The organism is Sphingomonas sp. 2378 (assembly GCF_038084995.1).
Lineage (GTDB): Bacteria > Pseudomonadota > Alphaproteobacteria > Sphingomonadales > Sphingomonadaceae > Sphingomonas.
Map to the genome: position 1 here is coordinate 64,796 of NZ_JAXCMJ010000008.1, position 25,371 is coordinate 90,166.

Here is a 25,371-nt window from a genome sequence, read left to right on the forward strand (position 1 = left end):
ATGATCGTTCGTTCACGCACCCGCTCCAAGTTCTTCGCTTCGGCGCCGATCTTCGGTCTGTCTTTGGCAGGGCTGGTGCCTCTGAGCCTTCCCGCCTTCGCTCAGACCCTGCCGACCGGCGGCCAGGTCGTCGTCGGCCAGGCGACGGTGCAGTCGAACGAGATGGACATGACCGTCCGTCAGGCGAGCAGCAAGGCGATCATCGATTGGGACGGCTTCTCGATCGCCAAGGGCGCGACCGTGACGTTCCAGAACGGCCGGGACGGCGCGACGCTCAACCGGGTGAAGGGCGCGTCCACCAGCGTCATCGACGGGTTGATGAAGGGCGAAGGGTCGGTCTACCTCATCAACCGCAACGGCATCGTCATCGGCAAGACCGGTGAGATCAATGTCGGCGGTCGCTTCGTCGGCTCGACCCAGGATCTGACCAATTCGGCATTCATGGCGGGCGGCGACCTGTCGCTGTCCGGTGTCAGCGAAGCGGCGATCGTCAATTACGGCAAGATCGGCAGCCTGGGCGGCGACGTCGCGCTCGTCGCGTCGAAGGTGACGAACGAGGGCGAGATCGACGCGGGCAAGGGCACGGCGGGTCTGCTCGCGGGTTATCAGGTGCTGTTGCGCGACCAGTCGGAATCGGCGGGCAAATTCTCGGTCGTGGTCGGCGGGGCCGGTACCTCGGCCACCAATGTCGGCGCGATCGCGGCGGCGGAGGCGGAGTTGCGTGCGCAGAGCGGCAACATCTACGCGCTCGCCGGCAACACGGGCGGCGCGATCAACGCCCGAGGTGTGTCCGCCAAGGATGGCCGCATCTTCCTGACCGCAGAGGGCGGGGAAGCGCGGATTTCGGGCACGCTGACCGCGCGCCGCGCGGACGGCGCGGGCGGCGCGATCGAGGCGACGGCCAAGAACGTCCTGCTCGACAGCGGCGCGACGCTGGATGCGTCGGGCAGCCAGGGCGGCCGCGTGCTGGTCGGCGGCGACTGGCAGGGCGGCATGACGGACGCGCTGCGCGTCGCGGATCACGACATCGCGCGCGCGGACGCGGTGGTGATGGCGGACACGGCGAAGATCGACGTGTCGGGCAGTACCGGTGCGGGCGGCAAGGCCGTGCTGTGGTCGGACCACTACACCAATTTCCTGGGCAAGATCGACGCCAGCGGCGCCACCGACGGCGGCCGGGTCGAGACGTCGTCGCTGAGCGTGCTGAACGCGCTGGGCACCGTCGATGCGAAGGCGGGCAGCGGCACGTCGGGCGAGTGGCTGCTGGACCCGTCGGACATCACCATCTCGACCGCGGCAAGCACCAACGGCAGCTTCAACGGTGGGTCGCCCAACGTCTACACCCCGGCGGCGTCATCGTCGGTGATCAACAACGCGACGATCAATTCCAGCCTGAGCGCGGGCACCAGCGTCACCATCAGCACCGCCAGCGCCGCGGCCGGCAACGGCGACATCACCGTCAGCGCGCCGATCACCAAGTCGGGCGGCGGCACCGCCACCCTGTCGCTGATCGCGGATCGCAATATCACCATGAACAGTTCGGGCTCCATCGCCTCGACTGTCGGTGCGCTGAACGTCGTGCTGAACAGCCGCGCCAACGGGGGTGCGGAAGGGAGCATCGTCGCTAACGCTATCACGACCAACGGCGGGTATGTCCTTGCCGGCGGCGGTGCCTCGGCGAGCGGTGCGGCGCAGAGCAGCAACGCCAACGCCCTCTTCCTGGGCGGTACGATCGATACCGCGGGCGGCAACGTCACCGCCAGGGGCAAGGGCACGATTTACGCCGGTGCCTTCTACGCGACGATCAACGCCGGCGGCGGTGACGTGACGATCATCGGTGAAAGCAACTCGGGTACCGGCGTCACGACGAACAGCAATTCCGTGCTCCGGACCTCGGGCGCGGGCAAGGTCACGATCACGGGAACGACATCGTCGAACAGTAATTTCGGCGTCGATTTCGGCAATAACGCCATCATCGCCGGCGGCACAGGTGGTGTCACCATCACCGGCACCAGCACCGGGGAAGCCGGCGTCTTCATGCGCTGGGGCAATTTCAGCTCGACCGGCGACATGACCATCACCGGCACGTCGACGACCGGTCGAGGATTCGTCCGCGGTAACGTCGCGGATGTAATGGACATCAGCGCGACGGGTGCGCTGACGCTGGAGGGCGTCACAGGGGCGACCGGCAAGATGGGCCTGGTCGTCGACGGCACCGCCGCGTTCAAGGCGACGACAACCAACGGGCTGCTGACGATCAAGGGCGCCGGCGGCAACGCTGCCTACAATACGTCGAACGATTATCTCGCAGCAATTCAGCTCGGCTCGAATCGCAACCCTACATCGGTCATCCTCACTGCCGGCGCTGGTGGCCTCAGCATGATCGGCACGGCGCTGGGCAGCGCCGCTTACGGCATCATGTCGCCCAATGGCGGCTACACCACGATCACCTCAGCCGGGGCGATCAACGTCAGCAGCAACCGCGAGATAAACGCGGTCATCGACACCGTCCAGACCGGCGGCGGCGACAGCACCATCACCGCCACGCAGGGTAACCTGACCTGGGGGACGTACGACCAGCGGTCGGCGTCGGCGCTGCTGAAGTTCCAGGCCAATCAGGGCGGGCTCTTTGTGTCGCGTGGCCTGGTTTCGTCCGCGGGCGGACTCACTCTTCTCGCCACCAACTCGATTGGCACGTCCGCCATCCGCGCGGGTGGGGACATGACCGTTACCGGTGCGACGGCGTCCGGTTCCGTGAGCCTGAACGGCCTGGTTGAACAGACCGGCAACGGCGCCATCAATCTCTCCTCGGGCGGCACGCTGACCTTCAATGCGCTGAGCACGGCGGGTAAGGGCGCAATCGACATTTCTTCGGTGGGCGTGACGACCCTGAACGCCATCACCAAGAAGGCGGCGGCGACCGACGCATCGACGCTGACGGTGCGGTCCAACGCCGATATCATCCTGAATGGCGCGATCAGTGCCGAGGAGAATGCCGGTGCGCTGAACGTCGTGCTGACCAGCCGCTACACCAATGCGGCGACGGGGTATGTGGCGCTCAACGAGACGATCACGACGCGCGGCGGCAGCGTGACGATCGGCGGCGGATCGGCCGCGGGTGGCGCGGCGATCAGTGCCGGCAGTTACGGCGTGTCCGCGCGTACCATCACGACCGATGGCGGCAATGTGACGCTGACCGGCACGTCGCCGACCGGCATCGGTGTTCTGGTAAACAGCATCCGCGCGGGTGCCGGCAATATCACCCTGACCGGGACCTCCGATTCGGGCCAGGGCGTCTATCTTCAGCCCTACACCAATCTCGTAACGACCGACGCGGGCAAGATCACGATCACCGCGGCGTCGACTTCGAGCGCCGCCTATTATAACGATACGAGCGCGACGATCTCCGGCGGCACCGGCGGCGTCTTCCTCACCGGCACTGCCGGCAACGGCGGTGTCGGCGTTTCGCTCGCCGGCGGGACGTACAGTTCCGCGGGTGACATGAGCATCCTCGGCACGTCGACGAACAGTTATGGTCTGGTCCGCCAATCGATCAGTGCGGAAACCAGCCTGACCGCGCAGGGCGCGCTGACGGTGGAGGGCAAGAGCGGCGCGACCGGCCTTCAGGGGTTCTTCGTCGACGGCACCGGCAACTTCAAGCTGACGACGACCACCGGCCTGCTGACGCTGAAGGGCGAGGGCGGGGCGAACGCCGGGAACAACATCTTCGACAGCGCGATCCTGTTCGGCACCAACAGCTATGGGCCTAACACCACCATCACGGCGGGCGCCGGCGGCCTGAGTATCATCGGCAATACCCTCGGCAACGGCGGCAATAGCCTGATATCGTTCCGGCCCGGCTATATGACGATCAACTCGGCCGGGGCGATCAACGTCACGGGCAACAAGACCATGTGGGCCTATGCCACCACCACCCAGACGGGTGGCGGCGCCAGTACGCTGACCAGCACGGCCGGCTCCGTATATTGGGGAACCTTCTCGCAGAACGCCGGCAATCTGACGGTCAATGCGGCGCAAAGCATCAACATGACGCAGGGGTTGGTTGCAGCGGCGGGCACGCTCAGCCTGACGGCTCCGGGCAACATCGACACGCTGAACCTGCGCGCGGGGGATGACCTGACGGTCACCGGCGCCAGCCAGACGAACACCAACATATCGCTCCAGACGGTCACCCAGACCGGCAACGGCATCATCAAGCTCACCTCCGGTGGTGGCCTGTCGATGGGAGCGATCACCACGGCGGGCAAGGGCGATATCACGCTCACCAACGGGGCGGGCGACCTGACCCTGCCGACCATCACGAAGAACACTGCGACCGACGCCTCGACCCTGACGGTCCGGGCGAAGAACAATCTTACCGTCGGTGGCAACATCAGCACGACGGCGGGTGCGCTGAACATATTGCTCAACAGCCGGTCGACCGATGGCTCGACCGGATGGGTGGTGGTATCGTCCGGTGTCGCGGTCACGACGAACGGCGGCACCGTCACCATCGGCGGCGGATCGGCGGCGGGCGGTGCGGCGGTCGGAACGTCGTCCAGCGCGGCGGTCGACATTGTCGGCAGCATCACGACAGCCGGCGGCGCCATCTCGATCCTCGGCAATGCGGCGAGCTATACGACGGTCCGCATCCAGACGCTGAACGCTGGCGGCGGCGACATCACGGTGACCGGTACCTCCGGCACCGGCCACGGCATCGCCACCTTCTCCAACAGCGCGATCACGACTTCGGGCGCGGGCAAGGTCACGCTGACCGGTACGGTGACCGGCTCCGGCGGCTCCGGCCTTTTGTTCAGCGACGGCACGACGGTGACTGGTGGCACGGGCGGGGCCACGCTGACCGGAACCACCACCGACGCCTATGGCATTGCCATGGGCAGCGGGACGTTCACGTCCACCGGTGACATGAGCGTGCTGGGCACGGCGACGACGGGATCGGGCTTCTATCGCAATACCACGGCCAATCCGACCACCGTCGGCGCCACGGGCGCGCTGACCCTGTATGGCAAGACCGGCGCGACCGGCAAGACCGGCGTCAGCGTCGCCGGAACGACGAAATTCACCGCGCGCACGACCAACGGCCTGCTGACGCTGAAGGGCGACGGCGGCAACGCCGCGCTGGATTCGTCGCACTATCTGTCGGCGATCCAACTGGGGACGAGCAACCAGGCCACGCCGGTCGCGATCGAGGCGGGCACCGGCGGCCTGAACATGGTCGGCACCGGGCTGGGCAGCGCCACCTACAGCATCAACACGCCGAACTCCGGGATCACCACCATCACCTCGGGCGGTGCGGTCACGATCAGCGGCAACAAGTCGATCGAGGGCTATATCACCGCCACCCAGACCGCGGGCGGCAACAGCAGCATCACCAGCACCGGCGGCGCCGTCATCTGGAGCAGCTTCACGCAGAGCGGCGGCGGCGACCTGTCCATCGCCTCCGGTTCGGCGAGTCTCCTCAACCTGCGCGCGGCCAGCAGCACGACCGGCAAGCTGACCATCAGCTCCGGCACCCAGATCAGCACGGAGGCAATCAGCGCGGGTGGCGACACGACGCTGACCGCGGCGAACGGGACGCTCTCGACCGGCACGATCGGCCAAACCGGCAACGGCGTCATCACCGCCACCTCGACCGGCAACATGACCCTCGGCGCGATCACCACCGCGGGCAAGGGCGACATCACGCTAACGACTGGCCAAACCGCGACGCTGGCGTCGGTAACCAAGAATACGGCGACCGACGCATCGACGCTGACGGTCCGCGCGAACTCCAACGTCACCTTCAGCGGCGCGATCACCTCGAACGCGGGTGCGCTCAACGTCCTGCTCAACAGCCGCTCGAACAACGCGACGACGGGCTATGTCGAGCTCAATTCGACGGTCACGACGAAGGGCGGCAACCTCACCATCGGCGGCGGATCGGCGGCGGGCGGTGCGGCGATCGGCGTCGGCACGTCCAATGTCGGCGTCAAGATGAACGGCGGCGCGGTGTCGACCGGCGGCGGCAACATCACCGTCACCGGCAGCGCGCCGGGGACGTACGGCATCCTCGCAAGCTCGATCAGCGCCGCGGGCGGCGACATCACCCTTAAGGGTGACAGCACCACCTCGGTCGGCGTCAGCCTGCAGAGCAATCCGCAGGTCACCACCTCCGGCGCGGGCAAGATCACGATCACCGGCACCGCGGGCAGCGGCGGCTATGACGGCATCAACATCAACGACGGCGCGACCGTGACCGGCGGCACCGGCGGCGTCTTCATGACCGGCACCGCCGTTTCGCGTGCGGGTCTAACCTTTGCGGGCGGCACGTACAGCTCGACGGGCGACATGGTCCTGAAGGGCAATTCGACGAACAACATCGGCATCTGGCGCCAGAGCGTGTCCAGCACCACCGACATCAGTGCCACGGGCGCGCTGACGCTGGAAGGCAAGGCTTCGGCGACCGGCCAGCAGGCTGTGCTGGTCGAGGGAACCGGCGCGTTCAAGCTGAAGACGACCAACGGCCTGCTCACGCTGAATGGTGAGGGCGGCGCGGCGGCCGGTTCTGGGTATATTGCCAGCGCCATCCAACTCGGCGACACCAGCGCCAACAGCATTCCGATCACGATCACGGCGGGCACCGGCGGCCTGAGCATGACCGGTACTACCCTGGGTTCCTCGTACGTGAGCATTGCGGGGGGGCAACGTAGCATCATCACTATCACCTCTGCGGGTGCGTTCAATGTCCAGGCCAACAAAGACATTAGTTTTCTGGCTACTACCAATCAAACGGGTGGCGGGGCTAGCAGCATCACCGGCGGCGGTGATGTATATTGGGGTAGCATAACCACTGCGGCCAGCGATCTGTCGGTTACCTCGAATGGCGCGCCTTCCAAGGGCCACATCGACCTCTCGTTCGGTCTCAATATCGGTGGAAAGTTTACTGCGAATTCTGTGTCCTCGATAAGGACGGCGACGGTAACTGCTGCATCCGACATCAATATCACATCCGCATCTTCATTTAATGCGGGAGCTATAAATCAGACTGGCGACGGTGTGATCAATCTCACGTCGCTGGACTTCATGTCTACCGGCTTGATTACCCAGGCGGCCAACAAGGCCATCACGGCCACTGCTAATAACACGTTCACCTCCGACGGCGTGAAGACGCCGGGTGACCTGAGGATCTTCGCGAACCAGGTCGCACGGTCCGGCTCGGCGACCAACTGGATCGAGCAGACCGGCTCGGGCGCGATGACGATCACGACCAAGCAGAACATGGCGATGACGTCGAAGATCGTGAAGACCGGCGCGGGCGCCGCTTCGCTGACGCTGAAGTCCTACGGCAATGTCGACGTGTCCTCGGAGATCAGCGCCACGACCGGCAAGATGGCGGTGACGCTGCAGGGCGGCGCCGATCCCGCCGCGAGCGGTCCCACCAGCGCGACGGTCGGCGTGTCCGGCTCGGGCGTCGTCAACACCAACGGCGGCAACTTCCTCGCGCGTGGCGGTGCCGGCGCACTGACCGCGATCGTCGATCCGACCATCGCGGGCTCGACCTTCGTCTCCACCATGCAGGCGACAGGTGCCGTCATCTCCGGCATCGGCGGCCGCGTGAACACCATCGGCGGCGATCTCGAACTCCGCTCGGTCAACGGCTTCGTCTCGATCGCCAATATCGGCGTCATCGGGGCGGGCAACCTGTCGATCTACGGCCTGAGCAGCGGCACGGGCGCGGGTGTAGAGGTCAAGGACTTTACCCTGTCCGCCGAAAGCGGTGCGGTCACGCTCTTCGGCGCGTCGACCGGGACCGGTCCGGGCGTCAGCACCAGCGGCACCGGGCGCGTCACCGCGCTGGCGACCGGCGCGATCAACCTTTCGGGCTCGACCCGTGGCACGACCGGCAACGCCACGCGCGGCGTCGTGATCGCGGGTACGACCGGCGCGACCCAGTCGCTGACGGGCGGCACCGTCACCGTCAAGGGCGTCGGCGGCAGCGGCACCGGCTCGCACGGTGTCCTCATGTCCAGCACGGTCACGGGCAAGGACGTCTCGATCACCGGCACCGCGACCGGCACGGCCACCACCAATGCGGGCATCTCGCTGGAGGCGGGCGCGTCCACCGGGCTGATCGATGCGACCAACAACATCACCCTGACCGGCGTCGACAACGGCGCGGGCAAGGGCATCCAGCATTCGTCGAGCAGCTATTACCGCATCGGCACCGCGACCACCGCGGGCACGGCGAAGCTGAAGGCCAATTCCATGTCGCTGGGCGGCGCGGGCGGGCCGGTGGTGTTCGCGCCTGCGGGCACCCTGCTGTTCACGGCGCTCGACGACGGCTCGCTGACGATCGACCAGAATATCTTCATCGCCACGAATCCGATCACCTCCCTCGCCAGTGGCGGACCGGCGGTGGTGCAGTTCGGCGACAACAGCGCCTCGTCGATCAACTTCCGCTCGGTCAGCGGCTATAACGCGTTCAACCGCTCGATCACCTTGGGGGCGAAGGGGATCCTGACGCTGTCCAACGCGGGCGCAGGCGGCCTGTTGATGAAGGAGGTGGTGCTCGCTGGCGAGGCGAATGTCACCCAGTCGGTCGACATTTCCGCGACCAAGCTCAGCGGCAAGGCCAATGAAGTGTCGTTCGGTCGGTCGGGCAACGAGATTGCGGCGCTTGGCGATATCGACATCGCCAACGGGATGATGCTGGTCAACTCCGGCCCGCTGGTCATTTCCGGCACGAACAAGTTCGGCACGGCGGCGCTGCGTACCACCGGCGATCTGACGCTGGCCTCAGGGGCGACCCTCACCGCGACCGGCTCGGATGCGATCTCGCCGCTCCAGGTCGTCAGCGGCAGCAAGTTCGTCAACAATGCCGGCGCAGGCGTGCTGACGGTCAACAGCGGCAGCCGCTGGCTGGTCTGGTCGCAGGACCCGACCCTCGACACGCGGGGCGGCCTGGCCGCGAGCTTCATCCAATATGGCGCGTCCTATGGCTCCAGCGGCCCGGCGGGGCTGGGGAACGGCTTCCTCTACACCGTCTCGCCGACCGTCACGGTAACGCTGACGGGCACCTACAGCCGCGTCTATGACGGCACGGATTCGGCGCTGCTGCCGCAGTCCAACTATATCTTGACCGGCCTGCTCAACGGCGACACCGGCACGATCTATTCGACGGCGACCTTCGCCGACAAGAATGTCGGGACGGGCAAGACGATCACCGCCACCGATCTGGCGCTGGTCACCCGCAACGGCGCGAACCGGATCTACGGCTATCAGATCGCGTCCAACACGATCACCGGCAACATCGGCACGATCACGGCCCGCGCGCTGACGGCGACGCTGACGGGCACGGTCGGCAAGATCTATGACGGCGCGACCACCGCCACGACGCTGGCAGGCAACTACCAGCTGTCCGGCGTGCTCGCGGGCGATACGGTGAGCCTGAGCGGCGGCACCGCCAGCTACGACACCAAGAATGTCGGCTTCGGCAAGACGGTGAGCGTGTCGGGCATGGCCCTGACGGGCACGGATGCCAGCAACTATTCGGTCAATGCGACGACCTCGGCACAGGTCGGCGTGGTCACCGCCAAGGCGCTGACCGCCAGCATCAGCGCACTGAGCAAGACCTATGACGGCAACGCCTTCGCCAGCCTGTCGGCGGGCGACGTCACGCTGACGGGCCTCGTCACGGGCGACAGCGCCACGCTGGGCGCCGGTGCGGTGGCGAGCTACGCGAACAAGAATGTCGGCACGGGCAAGACCGTGGTGGTCGCTGGCCTGACCCTGACGGGCACGGACGCGGGCAACTATACGGTCGCCAACACCGTCTCCACCAACAACGGCACCATCCTGGCGCGCGCCCTGACGATCGCGCTGGGCGGCACCGCCGGCAAGGTCTATGACGGAACGACGACCGCGACACTGACGTCGGGCAACTTCAGTGTCAGCGGCCTGCTCGGCTCCGACAGCGCGACGTTGTCGACCGGCGTCGCGGCATATGACACCAAGGATGTCGGCACCGGCAAGACCGTCACGGTCACGGGCATGTCCCTGACCGGCGCGGACGCCGCCAACTACACCTTCGCCACCAGCGTGACGGGCAATATCGGCGCGATCACCGCGAAGACGCTGACCGCCTCCGTGGTCGACATCAGCAAGACTTATGACGGCACCAACTCCGCCACGATCGGCGCGGGTGGCCTGTCCCTGGTCGGCGTGATCGGCAGCGAGGCCGTGACCTTCGGCGCGGGCGCGACCAGCGTCTATTCCGACAAGAATGCGGGTACCGGCAAGGCGGTGGTCGTCAGCGGCCTGTCGCTGACCGGCGCGGATTCGGCGAACTATGTCCTGGCCAGCAACACGATCAGCGGCCTGGGCACGATCCAGAAGAAGGCGCTGGGGCTGACGCTGACGGGAACGGCGTCCAAGATCTATGACGGCACGACCAGCGCGACGTTGAGCAACGCCAACTATGCGATGACCGGCGTCGTTTCCGGCGATACGACGGCGCTTGTGCATGGCACCGCAGTCTACGGCAACAAGAATGCGGGCACGAACAAGGCGGTCTCGGTTTCCGGCCTGAGCCTGTCGGGCGTGGATGCGGGCAATTACTCGCTCGCCTCGACGGTCAGCGGCACGATCGGCACGATCACGGCGAAAGCGCTCACCCTGACGGCCGTCACCGGCCAGAAGGTCTATGACGGCACCACGACGTCTTCCGAAGCGGTCCAGGTCACCGGTCTGGTCGGGGGCGACACCGTTGCCGCGATCCAATCCTATGACGTCCAGAGGGCGGGTACCCGCTCGCTCCAGGTCGATGCGGGCTATGTCATCTCTGACGGCAATGGCGGCGCGAACTATGTCGCGACGGTCGGTTCGGCGGCCAGCGGCACGATCACGCGGCGTCTGCTGACGGCGACGGCGGCGGCCAACGACAAGACCTATGACGGCACCACCGCCGCCACCGGCACGGTGACGCTCGCGAACGTCGTGGCCGGCGACACGGTCAGCGCCGGCGGCGGGCTGCTCGCCTTCGTCGATCGCAATGCGGGCGTGGGCAAGGCCGTCACGGCCAGCGGCTGGGGCCTCGCGGGCGTGGACGCCAGCAATTACACGCTGGGCACGGTCGCCAATGGCGTCGCCACGATCGGCAAGGCGGCGCTGACGCTGACGGCGGCGGCGGACAGCCGCACCTATGACGGCACGGTCGCCTCGACCGGCGCGGTGACGCATTCCGGCCTGATCGCCGGAGACACGCTGACCTCCGCGACGCAGGTGTTCGACAGCAAGAATGCCGGTAGTCGGACGCTCAAGGTCAATGCCTACACGATCAGCGATGGCAATGGTGGCGCGAATTATCAGGTCGCGCTCGTCGATGGCAGCGGCACGATCGCGAAGAAGGAACTGACCGGTCAGCTCACCGGCACGGTGAGCAAGATCTATGACGGCACCACCACCGCCTCCCTGAGCAGCGCGGACCTTGCCGGCATCATCGCGGGTGATCTGGTCAGCGTTTCCAACACGGGCGCGACCTATGCGGACAAGAATGTCGGCACGGCCAAGACGGTGACCGTGACGGGCATGAGCCTGGGCGGGGCGGATGCGGGCAATTATCAGCTCCGCTCGACCTCGGCCTCGGGCGATATCGGTGCGATCATCGCGCGGACGGTGACGATCGATACGTCCGGGCGTGGTGCCAAGACCTATGACGGCAGTGTTTCGCTCAGCACCAGCCAGCTCGCGCCGATGACGCTGACGCTGGCCGATGGGGACGCGACGACGCAGGCGATGCTGGCGGCGGACGGCGTCGCGATCGATGCCTCGGGCATGACGGGCACGCTGGCGGACCGCAATGCGGGCTCTGGCAAGAGCGTGATCCTGAACGGCCTGGCGCTCACGAACAATGCGACCGGGAACTATGTGCTGTCGTCTGCGGCGGTACTCGGCCTGGCCGATGTCGCGCGCAAGGCGTTGACGCTGACGGCCGGCGGCGAGATGAAGACCTATGACGGCACGACCAATTCGTCCGCTACCGTCGTCTCATCCGGCATGGTGGGCGGCGACGCCTTCACGGCGACGGCCAAGTTCGAGGAGAAGAACGCCGGCACGCGGCAGGTCCTCGTCGACAGCTATACGATCGATGACGGCAATGGCGGCGGAAACTACGCGGTCACCACGGTGGCCGGGACCGGCCGGATCCTTCGGCGACTGGTCACCACCACGGCGATCGCGGACAACAAGGTCTATGATGGTACGACCAGCGCCACGGGCACGTTCACGACGCTGACCGATGTCATCGCCGGGGATAGCCTGGGCGTCGCAGGGACCATGCAGTTCGCCTCGCGCAATGCGCGGACCGGGGAAACCGTATCGGTCTCGCAGGCTGCGCTGACCGGCGCGGACGCCGGTAACTACGTCCTTAACACCATCGCCGACACGACCGCGGATATCACCCCCGCTTCGTTGATCCTGCGCGCCGCGGAACAGACTCGCGAGTACGATGGCACGACCCGGTCGAGCGGCACGGTCACCGCGACCGGCCTGAAGGCTGGCGACAGCTTCACCGCCAGCCAGTCCTTCGATTCGAAGAATGCGGGCAGCCGCACGCTGACCGTGAATTCCGACTATCGTATCTCGGACGATGTTGACGGTCGTAACTATGTCGTCACGCTTGTCGGTACGACAGGGACGATCACGCGTCGGTCTCTGACCGCGACGGCGATGATCGACACCAAGGTGTACGACGGAACGACGGCGGCGACGGCCCCGTTCATCTCCTTGACGAACGCCGCGCTGGGCGATGATGTCGATGTAGTCGGTGGGACGTTGAGGTTTGCCGATCGCAATGTGGGCTTCAACAAGGCTGTCACCGTCACGGGCGCTTCACTGGGCGGTACGGATGCCGGCAACTACATCCTCAGTGATGCCGTGTCCGGCACCGGAGCGATCATTCCTGCCGCGCTGACGCTGAATGCTGTCAGCGATACCAAGGTCTATGACGGCACCGTGAATTCGGCGGGAATCGTCGCGACTGTGGGTCTCGTCGGCGGCGATGCCGTTATCGCCACTCAGACCTTCGACGCAAAGGATGCCGCCGCACGTACGCTTCAGGTCAACAACTACTCTGTCATCGATGGCAACGGCGGCCGCAATTACGATGTCACGGTGGGTGACGCGGCCGTGGGCGCGATCACGCCCAGGTCGATCAGCGCCAACGCTACGATCAACAACAAGGTCTATGACGGCACGACCTCCGCAACCGGCACCATCAACGGGCTGACCGGCGTCATCGTCGGCGACGCGGTGTCGGTCGATATGTCGAACGGGGTTATCAGCTTCGTCAACCGCGATGCAGGTATCGGCAAGGCAGTAACTGTCGGCGGTCTGACGCTGAGCGGCATCGATGCGTCGAACTACCGGTTGGCGGCGACCGCCAACGGCACCGCCAACATCACGAAGGCGACGTTGACGCTGACGGCGGCGGCGGACAGCAAGACCTATGACGGGACGGCGCTGTCGAACGGTGTCGTGACCGCCAGCGGTCTCGTCGGCGGCGACGCGATCAGCGGCCTGACGCAGGCGTTCGATACCAAGAATGCGGGGACGCGCGCGCTGAGCGCCAATGCCTGGACGATCAGCGACGGCAATGGCGGCAACAACTATGCGGTGACGAAGGTCGATGCGGTCGGCACCATCGCGCAGAAGCTGCTGACCGGCCAGATCGTCGGTTCGATCAGCAAGACCTATGACGGCACCGATACCGCCACGCTGAGCGCGGCCAATCTGGACGGCATCATCGCGGGCGACGTGGTGACGGTGTCGAGCACCGGGGCGACCTATGCCGACAAGAATGTAGGTACGGGCAAGACCGTGACGGTGTCGGGTCTGGCGCTGGCGGGGACGGATGCGGCGAACTATGCGCTGCAATCGACCTCGACCCAGGCGGCGGTCGGAACGATCCTGGCGCGTCAGATCGCGCTCAGCCTCACGGGCAACGCTGCCAAGACCTATGACGGCACGACCGACCTGACGGCGGCGCAGCTCGGTACGCTGAGCTTCGGGCTGGCGGACGGCGACTCCGCGACCCAGGCGTTGCTGGTGACCGACGGCGTGGGTGTGGACCTGAGCGGCATCACCGGCACGCTGGCGGATCGCGATGCCGGCAACGGCAAGAGCGTGACGCTGACCGGCTACGGGCTGAGCAACAACGGCCTTGGCAACTACGTCCTGACGACCGGGTCGATCCAGGGCGTGGCCAACGTCGCCAAGGCGACGCTGACGCTGACGGCTGCTGCGGACAGCAAGACCTATGACGGCACGGTGCTGTCGACCGGGGTCGTGACCGCCAGCGGTCTGGTCGCTGGTGACACGATCAGCGGCCTGACGCAGGCGTTCGAAAGCAAGAACGCAGGCACCCGTGCGCTGAGCGCGAATGCCTGGACGATCAGCGATGGCAACGGTGGCAACAACTATGCGGTGACGAAGGTCGATGCGGTCGGCACCATTGCGCAGAAGCTGCTGACCGGCCAGATCGTCGGTTCGATCAGCAAGACCTATGACGGCACCGACACGGCCACGCTGAGCGCGGCCAATCTGGACGGCATCGTCGCGGGCGACGCGGTGGTGGTGTCGAGCACCGGTGCGACCTATGCCGACAAGAACGTCGGCACGGGCAAGATCGTGACGGTGTCGGGCCTGGCGCTGGCGGGGACGGATGCGTTGAACTACGCGTTGCAGTCGACCCAGGTGCAGGCGTCGGTCGGCACGATCCTGGCGCGCCAGATCGCGATCAGCGTCAGCGGTACCGCGGCCAAGACCTATGACGGCACGACCGCTCTGACGGCTGGCCAGCTCGGCACGCTGAGCTTCGTGCTGGCGGACGGCGATAGCGCGACCCAGGCATTGCTCACCAGCGACAACATCGCGGCGGACCTGAGCGCCGTGACGGGCACGCTGGCGGATCGCAATGCGGGCAACGGCAAGAGCGTGACGCTGACGGGCTATGAACTCGTCAACAACGGGCTGGGCAATTATGTCCTGACGAACGGCTCGATCCAGGCGGTGGCCAACATCGCCAAGGCGACGTTGATGCTGACCGCAGGGTCGGACAGCAAGACCTATGACGGGACGGCGCTGTCGACCGGTGTCGTGACGGCCAGCGGCCTGGTCGGTGGCGACACGATCAGCGGCATGACCCAGGCGTTCGAAAACAAGAATGCGGGCACCCGCGTGCTGAGTGCCAATGCCTGGACGATCAGCGACGGCAATGGCGGCAACAACTACTCGGTCATCAAGGTCGACGCGGTCGGCACGATCGATCGCAAGCTGCTGACCGGCCAGCTCGTCGGAACGGTCACCAAGACCTATGACGGCACCGACACGGCCACGCTGAGCGGCGCCAATCTGGCGGGCATCATCAGCGGCGACGACGTCATCGTCTCGAACACCGGTGCGACCTTCGCCGACAAGAATGTCGGGACCAACAAGGCCGTGTCCATCACGGGCATGGACCTCAGCGGCAGCTCGGCGGGCAATTATCTGCTCCAGTCGGACTCGGCGAGCGCCAATATCGGCACCATCTTTGCGCGCACGGTGACGCTCAACCTGGCCGGTCTGGGGACGAAGACCTATGACGGGACCACAGCCCTTGCGCACAGCCAGTTGGGTTCGCTGGCCCTGACCGCGGCCAGCGGTGATGCGGCGACGCAGGCACTGATGGCGACCGATGGCGTCTCGTTGGATGCGTCGGGCATGACCGGCGTGCTGGCCGATCGCAACGCGGGCACCGGCAAGGGCGTGTCCCTGTCGGGCTATACGCTCGCCGGAAATGCGCTGGGCAATTATGTGCTGGCCTCCGACACGGTCAGCGGCCTGGCGAATGTCGATCGCGCGACGCTGGTCCTGACGGCGGCGAACGAGAGCAAGACCTATGACGGAACGGTTGCCTCGACCGGTACGGTCGGCGTCGTCGGGCTGAAGACCGGCGACACCGTCACCGATCTGTCGCAGGCCTTTGCCAGCCGCAACGCGGGCAACCGCGCGTTGCAGGTCACCAGCTACACCCTCGATGACGGAAATAACGGCGCGAACTACGTCGTCCAGCGTGTCGATGGCACCGGCACGATCGCGCAGCGTCAGTTGAGCGTCACCGCCACCGCCAACAACAAGGTCTATCACGGCACGACCACGGCGACCGGCACGTTCGGGCCGTTGCAGAATATGGTCGTGGGCGACAGCGTGGGCGTCACCGCGACCCTGGCCTTCGCCGATCGCAATGCGGGGGCGGCCAAGACGGTCACGGCGTCGAACATCATCCTCAGTGGAGCGGATGCGGCCAATTACTCGCTGACCAACATCGCGGACAGCGTGGCGGATATCGCCAAGGCATCGCTGGTGCTGACGGCGGTGACCGATGTGCGCCAATATGACGGCACGCGGACCTCCACCGGCGTGGTGTCGGCTGCTGGCCTGGTGTCGGGTGACAGCTTCACCGCGACCCAGTCCTTCGCCGACAAGAATGTCGGCAGCCGCGCGTTGCGGGTCGATGCGGGCTATGCCGTCACCGACGGCAATGGCGGCAACAACTATCTGGTGACGCTTCAGGACGCGACGGGCGCGATCACCCAGCGCGTGCTGACCAGCTCGGTCACTATCGATACCAAGGAGTATGACGGCAATACGGCCGCGACTGGCACCTTCGGCGCATTGCAGAACATCGTCGCCGGAGAAACGGTGACGCTGTCGGGCGGGACGCTGTCCTTCGCCAACCGCAATGCGGGCACGGGCAAGGCGGTCAATGTGACCGGCGCGACGCTGGCCGGTGCGGATGCGGCCAATTACGTGCTGAGCACGATCGGCGGTGGTACGGGCACGATCACGCAGAAGGCGCTCGTCCTGAACGCGGTGACGGACACCAAGGTCTATGACGGCACCACCGCCTCGGCGGTGCAAGTGCAGGCGGTCGGCCTGGTTACGGGCGACGTGGTCACCGCGACCCAGTCGTTCGACAGCAGGAACGCGGGCGACCGCACGCTGGCCGTCAATGGCGGCTGGGCGATCGCGGACGGCAATGGCGGCAACAACTATGCCGTCACCATCGGCGGCACCGCCTTCGGCACGATCAGCCAGAAGGTTCTCCAGGCGATCGCGACCGTCAACGACAAGACCTATGACGGCACCATCGCAGCGACCGGCGCGGCCACCGGCCTGTCGGGCGTGGTGGGTGCCGACGCCGTGGCTCTGGGCGGAAGCGGCGTGTTCGCCTTCGTCGATCGCAACGCCGGTAACGGCAAGGCGGTCACCGTCAGCGGCATGACCCTGACGGGCGCGGATGCCGGTAACTACAGCCTCGCGTCGATCGCCAACGGCACCGCCAACATCGCCAAGGCGACGCTGACGCTGACGGCGGCGACGGACAGCAAGACCTATGACGGCACTGTCGCGTCCAGCGGCGTGGTCACGCACTCCGGTCTGGTCGCCGGCGACACGATCAGCGGCCTGACTCAGGCATTCGACAGCAAGGCTGCGGGCAACCGCACGCTGAGCGCCAACGCCTGGACGATCAGCGACGGCAATGCCGGTGGCAACTATGCGGTGACGAAGGTCGATGCCGCGGGATCGATCGGGCAGAAGCTGTTGAGCGGTCAGCTCAGCGGCACGGTCACCAAGGTATATGACGGTACGACGACCGCGACGCTGCTGCCGACCAACCTGCTGGGCGTGGTCGCGGGCGATGCGGTGGTCGTGAGCACCACCGGCGCGGACTATGCCGACCAGAATGCCGGTACCAACAAGCTGGTCACCGTGTCGGGCATGTCGCTGAGCGGCGCGGATGCGGGCAATTATGTGCTTCAGAGCGCGTCCACGTCCGCGAACGTGGGTGAGATCACCGCGCGCCGGATCGTGGTCAGCACGAGCGGCCTGGGTGCGAAGACCTATAACGGTACGACGCTGCTGGCGGCGAACCAGATGGGCTCGCTCGTCTTCCTTGCGGCCGATGGCGATGCCGCCACCCAGGCTCTCCTGTCCACCGATGGCGTCTCGCTGAACGCCACCGGCGTGACCGGTACCCTGGCCGACCGCAATGCGGGCACGGGCAAGGGCGTGACGCTGACGGGCTATGCGCTCGATGGCAACGGGCTCGGCAACTATGTGCTGTCGTCCACCACGGTGGGCGGTCTGGCCGATGTCGCGCGGGCGACGCTGGTGCTGAGCGCCGTGGGGGACAGCAAGACCTATGACGGTGCGCGGACGTCGACCGGCTCGGTAGGGATGACCGGCCTGATCGGTAGCGATACCGCCACGGCGGTGCAGTCCTTCGACAGTCGCAATGCGGGCGACCGTGTGCTGCAGGTCAGCAGCTACAACATCGTCGACGGCAATGGCGGCGGCAACTATGTCGTGACGCTGCAGGACGCGGCGGGCACGATCGCCAAGCGGGAACTGACCGCGGCGGTCATGGTCGCCGACAAGGTCTATGACGGCACGCGCGCCGCGACCGGCACGTTCGGGGCGCTCCAGAACCTCGTCATCGGCGACACCGTCAATGCGACGGCGGCGATGACGTTCAACGATCGCAATGTCGGCGCCGGCAAGCTGGTCACGATCAGCGGTGTTGCGCTGACGGGGGCGGATGCGGGCAATTATACCCTGCTTCCGATCGCCAGCACGGCGACCGCGGCAATCACCCGGGCCGCGCTGTCGCTGACGGCGACGACGGATATCCGCCAGTATGACGGCACACTGGCTTCGTCCGGTGCGGTCCAGGCGGTTGGCCTGGTCACTGGTGACAGCTTCACCGCCAGCCAGTCCTTCGCCGACAAGAATGTCGGTAGCCGCGCTCTCCGGGTCGATGCGGGCTATGCGGTCAATGACGGCAATGGCGGCAACAATTATGTGGTAACGCTGGTCGACGCGACGGGGGCGATCACGCAGCGTGTGCTGACCAGCTCAGTTACCGTCGATACCAAGGAGTATGACGGCAATACGGCGGCGACCGGCAGCTTCGGCGCGCTGCAGAACATCGTCGCCGGAGAGACGGTGACGCTGTCGGGCGGGACGCTGTCCTTCGCCAACCGCAATGCGGGCGCGGGCAAGGCGGTCAACGTCACCGGCGCGACGCTGGCCGGTGCGGATGCGGCGAATTATGTGCTGAGCACGATCGGCAACGGCACGGGTACGATCACGCAGAAGGCGCTCGTCCTGAATGCGGTCGGCGATACCAAGGTCTATGACAACACCACTGCCTCGACGGCGCAGGTGCAGGCGGTCGGCCTGATCGCGGGTGACGTGGTCACCGCGACCCAATCGTTCGACAGCAAGAATGCGGGCACCCGCACGCTGGCCGTCAATGGCGGCTGGGCGATCGCGGACGGCAATGGCGGCAACAACTATGCCGTCAGCATCGGCTCCACCGCCTCCGGCACGATCGGCCAGAAGGCGTTGCAGGCCAACGCGTCCGTCAACGACAAGGTCTATGACGGCACGATCTCGGCGACGGGCGTCATCACCAGCCTGGTCGGCGTGATCGCGGGCAATGATGTCCTCACCAATGGCAACGGCACGTTCGCCTTCGTTGATCGCAATGCGGGCGACGGCAAGACGGTCACCGTCAGTGGCGTCACGCTGACCGGCGCGGATGCTGGCAACTACACCATCGCTTCGATCGCCAACGGCACCGCCAACATCGCCAAGGCGACGTTGACGCTGACGGCGGTGGCGGACAGCAAGACCTATGACGGCACGCTGCTTTCGACCGGTGTCGTGAACGCCAGCGGTCTCGTCGGCGGCGACACGATCGGTGGTGTGACCCAGGCGTTCGACACGAAGAATGCGGGCAACCGCGTGCTGAGCGCCAATGCCTGGACGATCAGCGATGGCAATGGCGGCAACAACTATGCGGTGACGAAGGTCGATGCGGTCGGCACCATCGCGCAGAAGCTGCTGACCGGGCAGATCGTCGGTTCGATCAGCAAGACCTATGACGGCACCGACACGGCCATGCTGAGCGCCTCCAATATTGACGGCATCATCGCGGGCGACGTGGTGACGGTGTCGAGCACCGGTGCGACCTATGCCGACAAGAATGTGGGTACGGGCAAGCTGGTTACGGTGTCGGGTCTGGCGCTGGCGGGGACCGACGCGGCGAACTATGCGCTGCAATCGACCTCGACCCAGGCATCGGTCGGCACGATCCTGGCGCGCCAGATCGCGCTCAGCGCCACGGGCAATGCGGCCAAGAGCTATGACGGCACGACCGGCCTGACGGCTGGCCAGCTCGGCACGCTGAGCTTCGTGCTGGCGAATGGCGACACCGCGACGCAGGCGCTGCTGACCGGTGACGGCGTCGCGGCGGACCTGAGCGCGGTCGTCGGCACGCTGGCGGATCGCAATGCGGGCAACGGCAAGAGCGTGACGTTGACGGGCTATGGCCTGAGCAACAACGGGCTTGGCAACTATGTCCTGACGAACGCCTCGCTCCAGGCGGTGGCCGATGTCGCCAAGGCGACGCTGACGCTGACGGCGACAGCCGACAGCAAGACCTATGACGGGACGGTGTCGTCGACCGGTGTCGTGACCGACAGCGGCTTGGTCGCTGGTGACACGATCAGCGGCGTGACGCAGGCGTTCGATACGAAGAACGCTGGCAGCCGCGTGCTGAGCGCCAATGCCTGGACGATCAACGACGGCAACGGCGGCAACAACTATACCGTCACGAAGGTCGATGCGGTCGGCACCATCGCGCAGAAGCTGCTGACCGGCGAGATCACCGGCACCGTGTCCAAGGTCTATGACGGGACGACGGCGGCGTCGCTGCTGCCGACCAATCTGCTCGGCGTGATCGCGGGCGATGCCGTTACCGTGACGACGGCCAGCGCCACTTATGCCGACCGGAATGTCGGTGCGAACAAGCTGGTGACGGTGTCGGGCATCACGCTGAACGGCGTGGATGCGGCCAATTATCTGCTCCAGGGCACGACCGCATCCGCGAGTGTCGGCGAGATCACCGCTCGCCAGATCGCGGTGACGACGACCGGTCTGGGTGCGAAGACCTATGACGGCACGACCCTGCTGGGTACCAACCAGCATGGGACGCTTACCTTCCTTGCGGCGGATGGCGATGCGGTGACGCAGGCGCTGATGAATGCCGATGGCGTCGTGCTGAACGCGACCGGCGTCACCGGCACGCTGGCGGATCGCAATGCCGGTACCGGCAAGGGCGTGACGCTGTCGGGCTACACGCTCGATGGCAACGCATTCGGCAACTATGTCCTGGCATCCGCCACGACCACGGGCCTTGCGGATGTCGCCCGGGCGCAGCTGACCCTGTCGGCCGTCGCGGACAGCAAGGTGTATGACGGCACGTCGGCGTCGAGCGGCACGGTCGCCGTCACCGGCCTCGTCGCCGGTGACACGGTCACCGCGACCCAGGCGTTCGATAGCCGCAACGCCGGATCGCGTCTGTTGCAGGTGGGTGGGGTCACCCTCACCGACGGTAACGGCGGCGGCAACTATGTGGTGACGTTGCAGGACGCCAATGGCGTGATCGCCAAGCGCGACCTGACCACCTCGGTCTCCGTCAACGACAAGGTCTATGACGGCACCACGCTGGCCACCGGCACGCTCAGCCCGTTGCAGAATGTCATCGCTGGCGACGATGTCGCGGTTTCGGTCGCGATGGCGTTCGCCGACCGGAATGCGGGCGCGAACAAGACGGTGACGATCGGCACCGGCATGTTGTCGGGCCTGAGTGCGGCCAACTACAACCTCGTCCCGCTGCCGACCTCGGCCACGGCGACGATCGCCAGGGCCGCCCTCGCGCTCACTGCCGTCAGCGATATCCGCCAGTATGACGGGACTTTGACCTCGACCGGGACGGTCGTTGCCAACGGTCTGGTCGCTGGCGACAGCGTCACCGCCAGCCAGGTCTTCGACAGCAAGAATGCTGGCGGACGGACGCTGCGGGTCGCTGCGGGCTATGCGCTCAACGACGGTAACGGTGGTAACAACTATGCGGTGACGCTGGTCGATGCGGCGGGTGCGATCACCCAGCGTGTGCTGACCACCTCGGTCGCGGTCGATACCAAGGAGTATGACGGCACCACCGCGGCGACCGGTATGTTCGGCGCGCTCCAGAACCTGGTGAGCGGCGAGACGGTGACGCTGTCGGGCGGAACGCTGGCGTTCGCCGACCGCAATGCCGGTATCGGCAAGGCGGTCACCCTCACCGGCACCACGCTGGGTGGCGCAGACGCGGCCAATTACGTGCTGAGCACGACCGGCAACGGGACGGGCACCATCACGCGCAAGGCGATCGCGCTCAACGCGGTGGCCGACAGCAAGGTGTATGACGGCACGACCGCCTCGGCGGCGCAGGTACAGGCGGTCGGCCTGATCGCGGGCGACGTGGTCAACGCAACCCAGTCGTTCGACGGCAGGAATGCGGGCGACCGCACGCTGTCGATCAACGGTGGCTGGACGATCGCGGACGGCAATGGCGGCAACAACTATGCCGTCAGCCTCGGCAACCCGGCCGCTGGCGTCATCGTCCGCAAGGAGTTGCAGGTCACCTCGCAGGTAGCGAACAAGGTGTATGACGGCACGACGGTTGCGACCGGCACTATCACCGGCCTGTCCGGCGTGGTCGCTGGCGACGCTGTCGCGGCGAACGGCACCGGGACCTTCGCGTTCGTCGACCGCAATGCCGGTATCGGTAAGTCGGTCACCGTCAACGGCGTGACGCTGTCCGGTGCGGACGCCGCCAATTACGTGCTCGGCACCATCGCGAGCGGCACGGCCAATGTCGCCAAGGCACTGCTGACGCTGACGGCGGCTGCCGACAGCAAGGTCTATGACGGCACCGCGGCGTCGGTCGGGACGGTCGCGATCAGCGGTCTCGTCGCGAACGACACCGCGACCGCCACCCAGGCCTTCGACAGCAAGAATGCGGGCAGCCGCACGATCCTGGCCGACCGCTGGACCATCAACGACGGCAATGACGGCGGCAACTATGCCGTCGTCCGGATCGCCGCGAACGGCTCCGTCGCGCAGAAGATGCTGACGGGCCAGCTCACCGGCACGGTCAGCAAGGTGTATGACGGTACGAACGCCGCCACCCTGTTGCCGGTCAACATCGACGGTGTGATCGCGGGCGATGCCCTGACCCTGACCATGGCGGGCGCCAGCTATGCCGACCGCAATGTCGGCACCGGCAAGCGGGTCACGGTGAACGGCATGGCGCTGACCGGCGCGGATGCGGGCAACTATGTCCTCCTGTCGACCAGTGCCGCCGCCGATGTCGGTACGATTACGCCGCGCGCGGTGACGGTCGTTGGCTCGGGCCTGGGTGCGAAGACCTATGACGGTCGTACGCTGCTCGATCACAGCCAACTGGGCACGCTGACGTTCGTCGCGGCGGGCGGGGATGCCACGACGCAGGCGTTGCTGGCGGCCGATGGCGTCGTGCTCGATACCAGCGGCGTCACCGGTACGCTGGCGGATCGCAATGCGGGCAGCGGCAAGAGCGTCGACCTGACGGGCTACGCGCTCGATGGAAATACGTTCGGCAACTACGAGCTGGTCAACCAGACGGTGCGTGGCGTCGCGGATGTCGCACGGGCGCGGTTGACCCTGACCGCAACGGGCGAGGACAAGGTCTATGACGGCACAACGACCTCGTCGGGCACCGTCCAGGTACTGGGCCTGATCGCGGGCGACACCGTGACGGCCGCCCAGGCCTTCGACGCCAAGAATGCGGGCAATCGACGGATCAAGGTCGTCGACGTCTCGCTGGCGGACGGCAATGACGGCGGCAACTATGCCCTGACGCTCCAGGATGCCTCGGGCGTCATCGCGAAGCGCACCCTGACCGCTGCGGTCACGGTGAACGACAAGGTCTATGACGGCACGACCGTCGCGAGCGGCAGCATCGGCTCGCTCGGCAATGTCGTGACCGGCGACAGTGTCGCTGTGGCGGCGAACATGGCGTTCGCGGACCGGAATGTCGGCGCCAACAAGGCGGTGACACTGTTCGGGGTCATGCTGGCGGGTGCCGATGCGGGCAACTATACCCTCGCACCGATCGCGAACGGCGTCGCCACGATCCGCAAGGCGGATCTGACGGTGATGGCGACCGCCGACCGCAAGGCCTATGACGGTACGATGGTGTCGAACGGCACGGTGACGGTCAGCGGCCTGATGGCCGGCGACCAGATGACCGGGCTGAAGCAGGCCTTCGACGGCAAGGATGCCGGTAACCGGTCGATCGCGGTGACGAACTGGACGCTCGATGACGGCAATGGCGGCGGCAACTATAATGTCGTCAGGGTCAATGCGCTCGGCCTCATCACGCCGCGCGATGTCGTCGTGACCCTGAACAGCACGTCGAAGGTGCAGGGGCAGGCCGATCCCGCACTGAGATTCACGGTCACCGCCGGCGGCATGATGACGGGTGATATGATGACCGGCACTGCCGTTCGCGACGCCGGGGAAAGCGTGGGCAGCTATGTCATCCGGCAGGGTAGCCTCTCGGCCGGACCGAACTATGCGGTCACCGTCGTGGATGGCCGGTTCAGCATTATCGCCAATAACACCGACGGTGGCGGCCGAACTGTGACCCCGGAAATCGTGAAGGAGGCGGCTTCATTGGGCAACCAATTGCCTCCGGTCATCCGAGCCGACACGGGTGCGGGGGGCATCTCCGGCGGCTCGAACTCCATCTCCACGGCTCCCTGGTTCGCTACAGACCCCTTCGGCGGCGCCGGGCAGGGTGGGGCCGCCCCCCAGGGCAACGCCAGCGGTCAGCCGGCAGGTGGCGCCAAGGGCGGCACGAATGGCCTGAACGGCGGCAGCCAAACCAACGCCAACGGTCAGCAGGCAGGTGGCGCTTCGGGCGGCAAGAACGGCCAAGGTGCCGGCGGCCAGACCAACGCCAACGGTCAGCAGGCAGGTGGCGCTTCGGGCGGCAAGAATGGCCAAGGTGCCGGCGGCCAGACCGACGCCAACGGTCAGCAGACTGGCGGCGCGCAGGACGGCAAGAATGGCCAGAATGCCGGAGCTGAGGATGATACCGTGCGGCGGCAGAATGGTGATAGCCAAGGCGGTACCGATGGCCAGAACGGCGACGGTACGGCCAGGGACTCGAACGATCGTGACGGCGGGGAAGGGGATAAGGCCTGCGCCTCGGGTTCCAAGAGTGCGGGCAATTGCGTGCCGGCCAAGGGCTTCACGCTTCCCTATCCGACGAACCGGATCATCACCCCGATCATCAGGTTCCTGCAACGTTGAGTGAGGTGAGGCGGGAATTGGGCGTCGTCGGTGGCGGCGCCCGAATAAAGGAATGACATTGCAGGCCTCGCCACCTTGAAG

General features: G+C 66.3%; 1 protein-coding gene. It reads left to right on the forward strand.

What is annotated here, in order from left to right; translation table 11 throughout:
• On the forward strand, window positions 1-25,290 hold the full coding sequence (locus SM191_RS06385) for a YDG domain-containing protein (RefSeq protein WP_341505437.1): 25,290 nt from the start codon (window positions 1-3) through the stop codon (window positions 25,288-25,290).
• Window positions 25,291-25,371 lie beyond the last annotated feature (81 nt).